Origin of the sequence: Janthinobacterium sp. TB1-E2 (assembly GCF_036885605.1) — a bacterium.
In the GTDB taxonomy this organism is placed as follows: domain Bacteria; phylum Pseudomonadota; class Gammaproteobacteria; order Burkholderiales; family Burkholderiaceae_D; genus Janthinobacterium; species Janthinobacterium aestuarii.
Genome location: NZ_CP142523.1, coordinates 3,992,784 through 4,005,880, shown reverse-complemented (window position 1 = coordinate 4,005,880; position 13,097 = coordinate 3,992,784). Strand labels below are relative to the sequence as shown.

General features: G+C 60.3%; 10 protein-coding genes. 5 read left to right on the top strand and 5 right to left on the bottom strand.

The features are described from left to right. Nucleotides 1–113 precede the first annotated feature (113 nt). From OPV09_RS17995 to OPV09_RS17985, 3 genes are all read right to left on the bottom strand, one after another. The gene (locus tag OPV09_RS17995; protein WP_034755510.1) at nucleotides 114–2,378 is read right to left on the bottom strand and encodes an arginine/lysine/ornithine decarboxylase; all 2,265 of its coding nucleotides are present in this window, start codon (nucleotides 2,376–2,378) and stop codon (nucleotides 114–116) included. A 238-nt stretch (nucleotides 2,379–2,616) separates the two neighbouring features. After that, nucleotides 2,617–3,102 (bottom strand): dihydrofolate reductase, encoded by a 486-nt coding sequence (locus OPV09_RS17990; RefSeq protein WP_338679002.1) that lies wholly within the window; start codon nucleotides 3,100–3,102, stop codon nucleotides 2,617–2,619. A gap of 8 nt (nucleotides 3,103–3,110) precedes the next feature. Continuing rightward, a complete protein-coding gene (locus OPV09_RS17985; protein WP_338679001.1) occupies nucleotides 3,111–3,869 on the bottom strand; it encodes an alpha/beta fold hydrolase in 759 nt (252 codons plus the stop codon). A gap of 218 nt (nucleotides 3,870–4,087) precedes the next feature. Here OPV09_RS17985 and OPV09_RS17980 point away from each other — a divergent pair, with 218 nt between their 5' ends. The 4 genes from OPV09_RS17980 to OPV09_RS17965 all read left to right on the top strand — a co-directional run bounded on the left by OPV09_RS17980 (nucleotide 4,088) and on the right by OPV09_RS17965 (nucleotide 9,783). Then, the gene (locus OPV09_RS17980) at nucleotides 4,088–4,663 is read left to right on the top strand and encodes a TerD family protein (protein ID WP_034755514.1); all 576 of its coding nucleotides are present in this window, start codon (nucleotides 4,088–4,090) and stop codon (nucleotides 4,661–4,663) included. A gap of 76 nt (nucleotides 4,664–4,739) precedes the next feature. After that, nucleotides 4,740–5,987, top strand: a complete 1,248-nt coding sequence (locus OPV09_RS17975; RefSeq protein ID WP_338679000.1) for a TerD family protein — start codon at nucleotides 4,740–4,742, stop codon at nucleotides 5,985–5,987. A 9-nt stretch (nucleotides 5,988–5,996) separates the two neighbouring features. After that, the gene (locus OPV09_RS17970; RefSeq protein ID WP_338678999.1) at nucleotides 5,997–7,322 is read left to right on the top strand and encodes a VWA domain-containing protein; all 1,326 of its coding nucleotides are present in this window, start codon (nucleotides 5,997–5,999) and stop codon (nucleotides 7,320–7,322) included. A 181-nt stretch (nucleotides 7,323–7,503) separates the two neighbouring features. Then, on the top strand, nucleotides 7,504–9,783 hold the full coding sequence (locus tag OPV09_RS17965) for a TonB-dependent receptor domain-containing protein (protein WP_338678998.1): 2,280 nt from the start codon (nucleotides 7,504–7,506) through the stop codon (nucleotides 9,781–9,783). Here OPV09_RS17965 and OPV09_RS17960 read toward each other — a convergent pair. After that, on the bottom strand, nucleotides 9,780–10,820 hold the full coding sequence (locus OPV09_RS17960) for an SMI1/KNR4 family protein (protein WP_051991669.1): 1,041 nt from the start codon (nucleotides 10,818–10,820) through the stop codon (nucleotides 9,780–9,782). The genes OPV09_RS17965 and OPV09_RS17960 overlap by 4 nt on opposite strands. A gap of 137 nt (nucleotides 10,821–10,957) precedes the next feature. On the opposite strand from OPV09_RS17960, the gene OPV09_RS17955 reads away from it, so the two are divergent. Then, nucleotides 10,958–11,950, top strand: coding sequence for an ankyrin repeat domain-containing protein (locus OPV09_RS17955; RefSeq protein ID WP_338678997.1), 993 nt, complete (start codon nucleotides 10,958–10,960; stop codon nucleotides 11,948–11,950). A gap of 32 nt (nucleotides 11,951–11,982) precedes the next feature. On the opposite strand, the gene OPV09_RS17950 is transcribed toward OPV09_RS17955, so the two are convergent. Then, a complete protein-coding gene (locus tag OPV09_RS17950) occupies nucleotides 11,983–12,957 on the bottom strand; it encodes a thymidylate synthase (RefSeq protein ID WP_338678996.1) in 975 nt (324 codons plus the stop codon). Nucleotides 12,958–13,097: the final 140 nt, after the last annotated feature.

Here is a 13,097-nt window from a genome sequence, read left to right as displayed (position 1 = left end):
ACCCCAGCCGTTTGATCTGGCGCAAGCGTGCGCGGTAGTGCATAAAATGAAAAACGCCGCCTGATTTGCATCAGGCGGCGCTATTTAATGAAGTTCAACGAACGTCAACGTCTTTAGACGTTCTCATCCAATTTCACGCAATCAACAAAATATCCGCGCTTGCCATCGACTTCGCGTTTCACGAGACCATGCACATCCGTTTCGAAGCCTGGGAAGCGCTCGTTGAAGTCGCGTGCGAAGCGCAGGTAGTCGACGATGGTCTTGTTGAAGCGCTCGCCCGGGATCAGGAGCGGGATGCCCGGTGGATACGGCGTCAGCAGGATGGACGTGATGCGGCCTTCCAGTTCGTCGATGGCCACGCGCTCGATTTCGCGGTGCGCCATCTTGGCGAAGGCGTCCGACGGCTTCATGGCCGGAATCATGTCCGACAGATACATTTCCGTCGTCAGACGCGCCACGTCGTAGGCCTTGTAGAAATCGTGGATCTGCTGGCACAGGTCGCGCAAACCCATTTTTTCGTAGCGTGGGTTGGCCGCCGCGAATTCCGGCAGGATGCGCCACATCGGCTGGTTCTTGTCGTAGTCGTCCTTGAACTGCTGCAACGCGGTCAGCAGGGTATTCCAGCGGCCCTTGGTGATGCCGATCGTAAACATGATGAAGAACGAGTACAGGCCGCATTTTTCAATGATGACGCCGTGCTCGGCCAGGTACTTGGTGACGATGGACGCGGGGATGCCCGTGTCGCCGAACTGGCCGTCCAGCGACAGGCCCGGGTTGACGATGGTCGCCTTGATCGGGTCGAGCATGTTGAAGCCGGGAGCGAGGTCGCCGAAGCCGTGCCAGTCATCCTCGGCGCGTATCATCCAGTCTTCCTGCTGGCCCATGCCTTCGTCGTTGAAGCTGGACGGACCCCAGACCTGGAACCACCAGTCCTGGCCCCATTCCTGGTCGATCTTCTTCATGGCGCGGCGGAAATCGAGCGCTTCCATGATCGACTCTTCCACCAGGGCCGTCCCGCCTGGCGCTTCCATCATGGCCGCGGCCACGTCGCACGAGGCGATGATGGAATACTGCGGCGACGTCGAGGTGTGCATCAGGTAAGCCTCGTTGAAGGCGTCCTGGTCCAGCTTGACCGTGTCCGATTCGCGCACGAGGATTTGCGATGCCTGCGACAGGCCGGCCAGCAATTTGTGCGTGGACTGGGTCGAGAAGATCATCGATTCCTTGGCGCGCGGACGGTCCTTGCCGATGGCGTGCATATTCTTGTAGAAATCGTGGAAGGTGGCGTGCGGCAGCCATGCTTCGTCGAAGTGCAGGGTGTCGATCTTGCCGTCCAGCATTTCGCGCAGGGTTTCCACGTTGTAGATCACGCCATCGTAGGTCGATTGCGTGATGGTCAGAATGCGCGGCTTCTTGTTCTTCGCTTCGCGTGCGAACGGGTTCGCCTCGATCTTGCGGGCAATGCTTTCCGGCGTGAATTCATGCAGCGGGATAGGGCCGATGATGCCCAGGTGATTGCGTGTCGGCATCAGGAACACGGGAATGGCGCCGCACATGATGATCGAATGCAGGATCGACTTGTGGCAATTGCGGTCGACGACGACGATGTCGCCTGGCGCCACGGTCGAGTGCCACACCATCTTGTTCGAGGTCGACGTGCCGTTGGTGACGAAATAGCAATGGTCGGCATTGAAGATGCGCGCCGCATTGCGCTCGGACGCGGCGACAGGACCCGTATGGTCGAGCAGCTGGCCCAGTTCTTCGACGGCGTTGCAGACGTCGGCGCGCAGCATGTTTTCACCGAAGAACTGGTGGAACATCTGGCCGATCGGCGACTTCAGGAAAGCCACGCCGCCCGAGTGGCCGGGGCAGTGCCACGAGTAGGAACCGTCGTTGGCGTAGTGCACCAGCGCGCGGAAGAACGGCGGCGACAGGCCGTCCAGATAGGATTTCGCTTCGCGGATGATGTGGCGCGCGACGAATTCCGGCGTATCTTCGAACATGTGGATGAAACCATGCAGTTCGCGCAGGATATCGTTGGGGATATGGCGCGAGGTGCGCGTTTCGCCGTACAGATAGATGGGGATGTCGGCGTTCTTGTAGCGGATTTCCTCGACAAAGGCGCGCAGCGATTTCAAGGCGTGGTCGGTTTCCTCGATGGAACCGCCGCCGAATTCTTCATCGTCGATCGACAGCACGAAGGCTGACGCGCGCGATTGTTGCTGGGCAAATTGCGACAAATCGCCGTAGCTGGTCACGCCCAGCACTTCCATGCCTTCTTTTTCCATTGCGGCGGCAAGGGCGCGAATGCCCAGGCCGGACGTATTTTCAGAACGGAAATCCTCGTCAATGATGACGATAGGGAAACGAAATTTCATGCATGTCTCCAAAAAAGCAAGCCGCCCCTGACAGATGTGAAGGGGCGGACTAGGGCGCGACCTCAGGCGGTGATACAAGCCGGCAGCCGCAGAAAAAAAATAAGAACGGGATTCTCGCAGAAATGCGGCCTCTGCGGGAAAAAAATATCGTAGTAAAGCGTCACAAACGTACGCTAGCGTGACGCATGGGTGTGACAGGGGTATTACAGCAACATTCTGGCCATAATTCTCAACCTTATCAGGCTTTGCGTTCCAGCGTGACAAAGGCGTAAGGCAGGCCGGATTTCTCCGAAACATGCTCTTCGCGCGCGGTCTCTTGCCACACGGCATGGTCAACGGCGGGGAAAAACGCGTCGCAGTCAAATGTCTGGCCGATTTCCGTGATGAGCAAACGCTGTGTCAGGGGGAGTGACTGCTTGTAGATCTCGGCGCCGCCGATGACATAGGCTTCCGCGCCATCGAGCAGGGCGATGGCCGCTTCCACTGATGGCACCGCTTCCACGCCTTCATGGCGCCACTCCGGATTGCGCGTGATGACGATGTTGCGGCGGTTCGGCAGCGGACGGCCGATGGAATCGAAGGTCTTGCGGCCCATGAGGACGGGGTGGCCCGTCGTCAAGCGCTTGAAGTGCGCCATGTCTTCCGGCAATTTCCACGGCAGGGTGTTGTCGATGCCGATGCCGCCTTGCTGGTCGGTGGCGACGATGATGGTCAGATGGCTCATTGGTTCTGTCAAAGTGGTGGGGGCGATGCCCGATGCCCGTCATTATCGTTGAAATTGCCCGCTGCCTCCAGATGCGCACGCATGGCGCCGGCCAGCGGTCCCGGCGCCTCCAGCGGAATCATGTGGCCGGTGTTCTCTTTCAGCAGGTGCAGGGTGGCCTGCGGCAAGCGGGCGGCCATGGCGCGCAGGTCGTCGGGATTGACGAGCTTGTCGTCTTCGGCACCCACGATCAGCACGGGAAAATCGAGTTCCGGCAAGCGCGCCATCAGGTCCGGGCGGGCTATGGTGGTGATGAATTGCGCCAGCAGCACGTCCTTGCCCAGGTCCAGACCCATCTGCTGGATCAGGCCCGTGATGCCGGTGTCCTGTAAGTGCGCGGGATGCAGCAGTTCGCGCAGGCGCTGGCGCGTGATGCCCGCATAGGCATTGCGTTCGAGCATGGCGACGATGCGCTGGCGCGCTTCGATTTCCGCCGGCAGCAAACCTTTGGCGGAATTGGCGATCAAAGTAAGGGACTGGACACGCTGCGGGTGCGCCAGCGCGTATTCGAGCGCCAGATAGGCGCCCAGCGAAAAGCCCACCAGATGGGCCTGTTGGGCGCTGTGGCTGGCGATCAGTGCCTGCATCTGCGTGCGCGTGCGCGCCTCGTGCAGGGGCACGTGCCGCAAATCAAAGGCGCCGCCCAGGGCTGGGGCCAGGCGCGACCACAGGCGTTCGTCGCACAGGGTGCCGGGGATGCAGTCGAGCCGTATCTTGGTATTGTTCAAGGGCAAGCTTGGTTGGGAAAATTTTTGTCGAGCGGCATTATCCGTCATTTTGCGTATTGGGGCAGCGGCATGGTATTTTCTGCATGGCATTATTTTCAATAGTGCGCGGCTGGCAAGCAGCCACTTTATGGTAGGCTCATGGCTCATCAAGCCAGGGTACCGGCGACGTGACCTGAAACACCGAATGCAACCCACTAATTATACAAAGAGGAAACACCATGGCGATCAGTTTGCAAAAAGGCGGCAATGTCAATCTGAGCAAGGAAGCTCCTGGCTTGAAGAAAATCGTGATTGGCCTGGGCTGGGACCCGCGCGCCACCGATGGCGCCGCATTCGACCTGGACGGCAGCGCCTTCCTGCTGAAAACGGATGGCAAGGCCCGTTCTGATGCCGATTTCATTTTCTATAACAACCTGAAGTCGGCCGACGGCTCCATCGTCCACGCGGGCGACAACACGACGGGCGGCGGCGATGGCGATGACGAGAAAATCGCCGTCGACCTGGCCAACGTGCCTGCCGACATCGACAAGATCGCCGTGGCCGTCACCATCCACGACGCGGAAAACCGCAAGCAGAACTTCGGCATGGTCGGCAAGGCCTACATCCGCTGCCTGAACGGCGACAACGGCGCGGAAATCGCCCGCTACGACCTGTCGGAAGACGGCTCGACGGAAGCGGCCATGATCTTCGGTGAAGTCTACCGTGCCGGCAGCGAATGGAAATTCAAGGCGATTGGCCAGGGCTTCAAAGGCGGCCTGGGCCCTCTGGCCCGCTCGTTCGGTATTAATGCTTAACAACCAGTTGTTTGCGTAAATGTACCGGGTGGCACCGCTGCCCGGTTCTGTCTTTCCCATCTTTCTCCCTGACTCCATGGAAAACCTGATCAAGGGGCAGCGCCTGGCGCTGTCCGGCCTCGTCACGGGCAATATTGTGCAACTGGGTCTGGCCAGCGCCGGCGTGACGCTGGATTTCGCCTGTTTCGGCCTCGACGCCGCTGGCAAGCTGTCCGACGACCGCTACATGACTTTCTTTAACCAGCCGCGCACGCCGTGCGGCGGCGTGGAAACTGCGGCGCCGTCCGGCGATGCGGCCGGTTTCAGCTATCAGCTCGACCGTTTGCCTGCGTCCATCGAGCGCCTGGTCGTCACGGCCGCCATCGATGGCGACGCCACCATGGCGCAGCTGGGCAGTGGCTACCTGCGGCTGCTCGACGGCGGCAGAGAATTGGCCCGATACACGTATGCGGACGCTGATTTTGCGCAAGAAAAAGCCGTCATGCTGGGCGAGTTCTACCGCAAGGATGGCGGCTGGCGCTTCATGGCCGTGGGCCAGGGTTTCAATGGCGGCCTCGATGCGCTGGTCGCGCATTTCGGCGGCGAAGTGGCGCCGGCGGTAGCGGAACCGGCGCCCAAGATTTCCCTGTCCAAAATTTCGCTGACCAAGGCGGGCCAGACGCACAAGGTGTCGCTGGAAAAGGGCGCGGGCGCGCCGAAGAAACTCATCGTCAAGGCGACCTGGGTCGATAACGGCGATGGCGACGACGATAACGACGACCTCGATTTGCGTGTCGGCATCCTCTTGCCGAATGGCCAGATGCGCTTCATCCAGGCGCCGGACACGGCAGGCAGCTTCGACGCCATGCCCTACGTGCGCCACCTGGGCGACGTGGCGGGCGCGGCGGGCAAGGGGCCGGCCACGGAAACGGTGGAAGTCAACCCCGCGCTGGCGCAGCATTACGGCGGCACGGTGGGCCTCGTCTTCAGCGTGTATTCGGCGGTGGCCAATGGCGCCGTCTCGGTCGCGTCCATGCGGCCGAAGATGGTCATGCAATATGGCGAGCAGATCGTCGAGTGCGCGTTCGACTTCCGCCTGTCCAAGGCGGCCGACGATGATTCCGTCTACACCTATGTGATCGGCATGGCGCGCATCACGAACGACAGCATCATCCTCGAGCCGTCCGGCAAGACGTCGGAGCCGGGCAGCGAAGCGACGCCGTGGCTGAGCTGGCAGGGCGAGAACCTGCAGCTGGCCTTCAACGGTCCCGTCGTCTTCAAGGGCGAGGACAAGGAAGACGAAGATGACTGCAATGCCGATAATCCGCGCCGCTACATCGCCTAGGAGACACTGATGGAAACCTTGTCCAAGGGACAGCGCTTGCCGCTGGCCAATCTCGTTCCCGATGGCGTGCTGCAGATCGGCGTGGCCGCGCAGGGGCTGGCGCTCGACGTGGCCTGCTTCGGCCTCGACGCCAGCGGGAAACTGTCCGACGAACGCTACATGACCTTTTTCAACCAGCCGCGCACGCCGTGCGGCGGCGTGGAAGCGCGTGCCGGCAGCGGCGGCGACACGACGGAGTTTGCCTTGCAGCTGGCGCGCTTGCCGACCGGCATAGACCGCCTCGTCGTGACGGCGTCCATCGATGGCGGTGGCGTGATGTCGCAGCTGCAAGCTGGCCACGTGCGCCTGCAGGCGGGCGGACGCGAACTGGCCCGCTTTGCCTTTGCCGGTGCGGATTTCGCACAGGAAAAAGCCGTCATGCTGGCAGAGATCTACCGCAAGGATGGCGGCTGGCGCTGCATGGCCGTGGGACAAGGTTTTAATGGCGGACTCGATGCGCTGGTGCGCCACTTCGGCGGTGAAGTCGAGCAGGCTGCCCCCGCAGCGGCTTCGGCTGTCATGCAGGCGAAGATCAACCTGGAAAAGCGCGTGGAACGCGAAGCGCCGCAACTGGTCAGCCTCGTCAAGCAGGCGGGCGTGTCCCTGCAAAAAGTGGGACTGCTTGATCACCGCGCCAAGGTGTGTCTGTGCCTCGATATTTCCGGCTCCATGGGACGGCTGTATAAAGAGGGGCTGGTGCAGCGCTTTGCCGAGCGCATCCTGGCCCTGGGCTGCAAGTTCGACGACGATGGCGAGATCGATGTTTTCCTGTTCGGCAAGAACGTCCACCATCCGGCGCCCATGGCCTTGAGCAACTGCAATACCTATGTGAGCCAGGCGATACAGCGCCATCCGCTCGAAGGCGATACGCGCTATGGCGCCGCCATGCAGGCAATCCGCGCGTTTTATTTCCCCGACAAGGCCGGCGGCGAGCGCACGCGGCCCGTCGCGGCCGAGTTGCCCGTGTACGTGATGTTCGTCACCGATGGCGGCACGAGCGATCAGGCGACGACGGAGAAGCAATTGCGCTGGGCCAGCAATGAACCCATCTTCTGGCAATTCATGGGCATCGGCAAGGGACGCAAGTCGAAAAGCAAGTTTCTTTCCGCCTTTGCCGATTCCGATTTCCCGTTTCTGGAAAAACTCGACGAATTGCAGGGACGCCTGGTCGACAATGCCAATTACTTTTCCGTCAGCTCGCCCGACGAGCACAGCGATGCGGAACTGTATGACTTGTTGATGACGGAATATCCGGGCTGGCTGAAACTGGCGCGCGGCAATGGCTTGCTGAGGTAGTGGCCATCGGATGAGGCTGTATGACCACAAGTGCAAGAGATTTGTAAATTGAAGTAAATAACAATGGTTCGCATTTGCTTTGCGTAATGGAGTCGTGGCATGCTTGAACTGTGCCCACACCTGTGCCCTCACGCCACGGCGTAGCGCCTCATCCGTAGCGTCTCCATTATTTTTTAAGCAAATGCATAAAATCCTCTTTCACTGTCTGGCGGGCGGCAGCCTGCTCGTCTCCGGCGCCGCTGTCCAGGCCCAAACCACGACTACCAGCGGCGACACCGTCGTTAAGCCCGCACCGGCCAAGGCGCCCGCCGCCGAGTCTACGCCTTCCGTCAGTGTGACGGCCGAACGCCCCACAGGCCGTATCGACCGCCAAGTCTACGACGTCAAGTCCGACGTGGGCAGCAGCAACGGCACGGCGGCCGATGCCCTGAATAATGTGCCTTCCGTGGCCGTCGATCCCGATGGTTCCGTATCCTTGCGCGGCAGCAGCAATGTGCAGATATTGATCGACGGTAAACCGTCGGCCATGCTGCAGGGCGACTCGCGCGGCGCCACCCTGAATGCCATGGCGGCCGACGATATCGAATCCGTGGAAGTGATCAACAATCCCGGCGCCCAGTTCGGCAACGAGGCCGGTGGCGGCCCGATCCTGAACCTGGTGATGCGGCGCAACCGCAAGCCGGGCGGCTTTGCCACCGTCAACGCGAACGCGGGCATCGCGGGGCGCTACAACAGTGCCGTGTCCGGCACCTACAACGAAGGCCCGTGGGGCTATCAGGGCGGCATCAATGTGCGCCATGACGGCCGCAATTCCGTGGGCGAGGTCAGCCGCGAGCGCCTGGAACGCGGCACTGGCGCCTTCGCCCCCAGCAGCCAGCAATCCACCAACAATGGCTTGAACGACTCGCTGGGCTTGCACGGCACCGTCAATTACAACCTGAACGCCAACGACACCCTGGCCGCCAGCGTGTCGTATAACGGGCGCAGCAACGACCAGCGCTCGCTCGACCGCTACATCAATGGCGACAGCACGGGCAGCACCATCGGCGACTATGTGCGCAGCACCGTGCGCAATGGCGACAGCCGCAACTACAGCTGGGGCGCGCGCTACGACCACAAGGGCGAATTGCCGGGCGAAACCCTTAAAATCGACTTGCGCGTGTCGTCGTCGACCAACGAGAGCGACAGCGATTACGCGAATATCTACGCGGTGGCGCCCGTCAACACCTTCGACAGCCGCGCACGCCAGCACAGCGAAACGGGCAACCGCATCGTCGACTTCAGCGGCGACTACGAGCGTCCGCTGGCGGGCGGCACGGCCAAGCTCGGCTACAAGGTGGCTGACAACAAGAGCAGCTTCGACACTTTATATACGGACATCAACCCGGCCAGCCTGGCGGAAATCGTCAACCCCATGCGCAGCAACCGTTTCGAGCTCGACGAGCGCACTGTGGCCCTGTATGGCTCCTACCAGATGCGCCTGACCGAACGCTGGGGCGCGCTGGCCGGCTTGCGCGCCGAATACGCGGACTTGAACGTGCGCCAGATCACGAGCGGCATCGAGGCCAGCAACAATTACGTCAACTACATTCCCAGCCTGTTCGCCACCTACAAGGTCAGCGACGAGAGCAACTTGCGCTTCAGCTATGCGCACCGCATCCGCCGCCCGAATGCGGGCGACCTGAATCCGTACGTGGTCTACCGCGACGAGTTCAATGTGTCGGCCGGCAACCCCAAGCTGAAACCCACGCAGACGGATTCGTTCGAGATCGGCTATGAAACGAAGATCGCTGGCCTGGAAAGCAGCTTGCGCGCCTATCACCGCCGCGACACGGACGCCATCGTCGATTATCGCTACTTTATCAGCGACAATGTGCTCTTGACCACGCGGGAAAACGGCGAGGGCAGCCATTCGAGCGGGCTCGAGTTCAGCGTCAGCGGCAAACTGACGCCGTCGCTGACCCTGAACACGAGCGGCAACCTGGCGCGCAGCCAGCAGACGAGTTCCGACGACCTGGGCAACCGCAGCACGCGCACGGCGAACGCCCTGAGCGGCCGCGCGCGCCTCAATTACCAGTTCAACACCGCCAACCAGCTGCAGCTGGCCCTGCAAATGCAGGGCAAGATGCTGTCCGGGCAGGGCTACCGCTCGCCGAACAATACCCTGAATGTGAGCTGGCGCCACACGGTGACGCCGCAGCTGAGCCTGGTCATGAATGTGACCGATGTGTTCAGCAGCAACAAGATGGAAACCGTCATCAACAGCGCTTCCTTGCGCGAGACGAGCACGCGGCGCTTCGATGGACGCATGATTTATGTGGGGCTGTCGTACCGCCTGGGCGGCGCCACGTCGGCGGCGAAAGAGGGCGAGCGCGAACCGCGCTTCGGTCCGCCGGGCGGACGCGGGCCAGGCGGGCCAGGCGGTCCCGGTCCGGGCGGCCCCGGTGGCGAACCGGGCTAAGCAGCTTTGGCGATTTCCTTGAGGAAGTCGACAAAGCTGTCCGCGTGGCGTTCAAAATGCCATGCGCCTGCGCCGTGCTCGGCCGTGTAGACGGGCGCGTCGCCATTTTCAATGGCAGATAGATCCAGGCAATACGGATCGGCGCCCGCATCGGCAATCACCACGTAGTGGGCCGGCCAACCGGCGATGACTTCCTGGTCAACCGGATTGTACGAGTAGCCGTGCTGTGCCTTGAGCAGCTCTGCCGCGCCGTACAGGTTCAAGCCCTGGAAGTAGCGCTTGCTGTCGATATACACGCGCAGCGGAGAGTAGCGGGCCAGGAAGCGCCGGTACTGTTCCGGCAAAGCCCAGCGCTGGTCGATGGCGGCCAGGTCGGCATTATCCGCAATGACCAGCCAGTTCGATGGGCGCGCCAGGTCCTGGTCCTTCTTGCGTTCGGCCGCCAGTTTTTTTTCCAGTTTCGCTGCCGCTTTTTCCAGTGGGGAGCGAGGGTCTTCCAAAGACGCATGCGTGGCCGGTGGCGCAAACCCCGCACCGTCCGGATAGCCATCGCGCTGCCAGGCCAGCACATCGTCGAGGGGCAGGCTCTCGGCTTTCCAGTAGTCGGGAACGGCCGACAAGCCGGCGTCAAATGGCTGGCGGCTCAGCACGGCCAGGCTTTTCACGGCCTTGGCCCTGACTTGTAGCGGTTGCGAGTCCGAGAGAGCCAGCGCCACCACGGTCTCGTAAGCATCCTTGCCCTGGCTTTTCAGCAAGCCGTCGATGCCCCAGTAGGCCAGTTGCGGCATGGTCACGGCCCAGCTGAAAAATTCCTGCAATTCCTGCGCTTGTATCAGGTCCGCCATGGTGTGTACCAATGAGGTGCGCCAGTGCAGCAGCTGGCCGTCGCGCGCGTAAGCGCTCAATATGTCAAGCACGGCCAGCCGGTCGGTCTCGCCGTGTTTCTTGATCAGCCTATCCTTGAGCGTGGCGAACTTGACGCCGTCGGTTTCGTCGAACAGTTTGCGGTGCAGTGCTGCCAGTGGTGTGATCGCCATCGTCTTCCTGATTAATTTGTCTGCTGACTTCGGTTGAATGGATACTGTCCCTGACGGCCGCCAGTAGAAATTCTGGACAATGCCGGACAGGTCAAATAATATTTTTATTGTAATATGTTGCCTGCTTCCATGATGGCATGTTCGATCAAATGATGAAATTGTATTTCAAGACCAGTGCATTTTTATGCTGTCTGCTGGCTATCGTCTATTTGTTCTTGATGCGCAAGACCTTCCCCATGGCCAGTGATGGCAGTGGGCCCAATGGCGATGCGTTAATTGCCTTTTTCATCTTCGTTATCGCATGCATACTGCATGTCCATACTTTCATTCTGGCGATTTTTCTATACAGGAATAATAAGAATGGCACCAGGATCGCATTGGGCATGCTGGCTGCAAGTGCGCTTTTATTGTCATCGCATGAAATCAGATCCATCGCCAAAAGACAGCTGTCCGATTATCGATACAATTCCAGTGCGACCACCAAAACTTTCAAAGCGATCAGTTCAGGGACGCCTGCCGAGTTTTTCAGCTATTTCGATCAGATCCCGGACCGGGAAAAAACGTGGCGCTATGTGCGTGACCTGATGGCAGACTTGGCCAAGGCAGGCAGGATCGATCTGCTTGAAGCACTGGAGATAAAAGGTTTTCCTGTCGTGGAGGCCGGTCACGAGCAGGACTGGACTGACGTGGTGTACGCGGCTGTTTACAGCGAAACGCTGTCACCGGAACAACGTCTGAAGGTGCTGGAATGGCTGTTTTCCAGGGCAGAATCTTTTGAATTCTCCCTGAAACAGTCCAGGCATGCGTTTTTCTCGATTGAGAATTTTTCAAATGCGTTCAAGGATATCAATAATCCGAGTACCAGGAAAGTCTTTGATCTCCTGGTACGCCACGACGCCGACTTCAGGGGCAGCAATACCGGATATGTGCTCTGGTATTCGACCCGCTTCGGGAACCTCGATCACGTCAAGTTTTTAGTTGCCCAAAAAGTCGACCCCAATTACGTTGACGGGAACTGGCATACAACCGCCCTGGACGAAGCCATCGATAAAAAGGACCAGGCTATTGTTCAGGAACTTTTGAAGGCCGGCGCAAAGAAGGCGAGTGAGTTGAAAAGCGCGGTTCAATAATATGAACTGATCCGCGCGTTACGCTACCCGGCTCAGACGGCCATCGCGGCCTTGATGGGCGCGTGGTGTTCATAGCCTTCCAGCGAGAAGTCGGACGGTTCGATCTTTTCCAGCCATTCCGGCTCGTACTTGCCCGTCTTGGCGTAATCGGGTACGCGCTCGGAAATGACAAACTTGGGCGCCGGGAACGGCGTGCGCTTCAATTGCTCTTCCACCATGTCGAGGTGGTTTTCATAGATGTGCGCGTCGCCGATGAAGTAGGTGAACCAGCGCGGCGTGTAGCCCGTCAGGCGCGCCACCAGATGCAGCAGGGCTGCGCCTTCGGCGATGTTGAACGGCGTGCCCAGGCCGATGTCGTTGCTGCGCACATATAAGCACAGCGAGATTTCGCGCGTGCTGGCGTTCGGGATGAACTGGTACAGCAAATGGCAGGCGGGCAGGGCGACGGCATCGAGCACGGCCGGGTTCCAGCCGTGGAACAGGATGCGCCGGCTGCCCGGGTTCGTCATGATGGTGTCCAGGCATTCGCGCAACTGGTCGACGGCCTTGTACAGCAGCACTTTTTGCACGCCATCTTCGACGATGGGAGCAACGAGCGTAAAACCGTTCGCTTGCGCGTCGGCGATTTGCGCGGGCTGCGCCGCATCCAGCAGTTTATACGCAGGCCACTGGCGCCATTGCACGCCGTACACGGGGCCGAGGTCATCCTCGCCTTCGCGGTAGGGGTTGGCCAGCCACTGCGCGTTTTCATTGGCGTTCTGGTCCCAGACCTTGCAGCCCAGCGCGCGGAACTCGGCCGCGTTGCGCGAAGCGCGCAGGAAGGCGCACAATTCGCCGATCACGGATTTGAAAGCCAGTTTCTTGGTCGTCACGGCAGGGAAGTTGCCGTTGGCCAAGTCGAAACGCATCATGGCGCCCGGCACGCTCAGGGTGCGGATGCCCGTGCGGTTGTCTTGCCAGCTGCCCGTTTCGAGCACGGTCTTGATCAAATCTTGGTATTGCTGCATGTATTTCTCCAACGGTAAGGATGGTGATTGTAACGCAGGCGCGACAGGCGGGCTGCGGGTCACGTACATAATTACGCTGCTGTCTTACCTGCAAACATGACTCTGTGGTAATTTGTGTGTCCTTAAAGAAATACACAGAA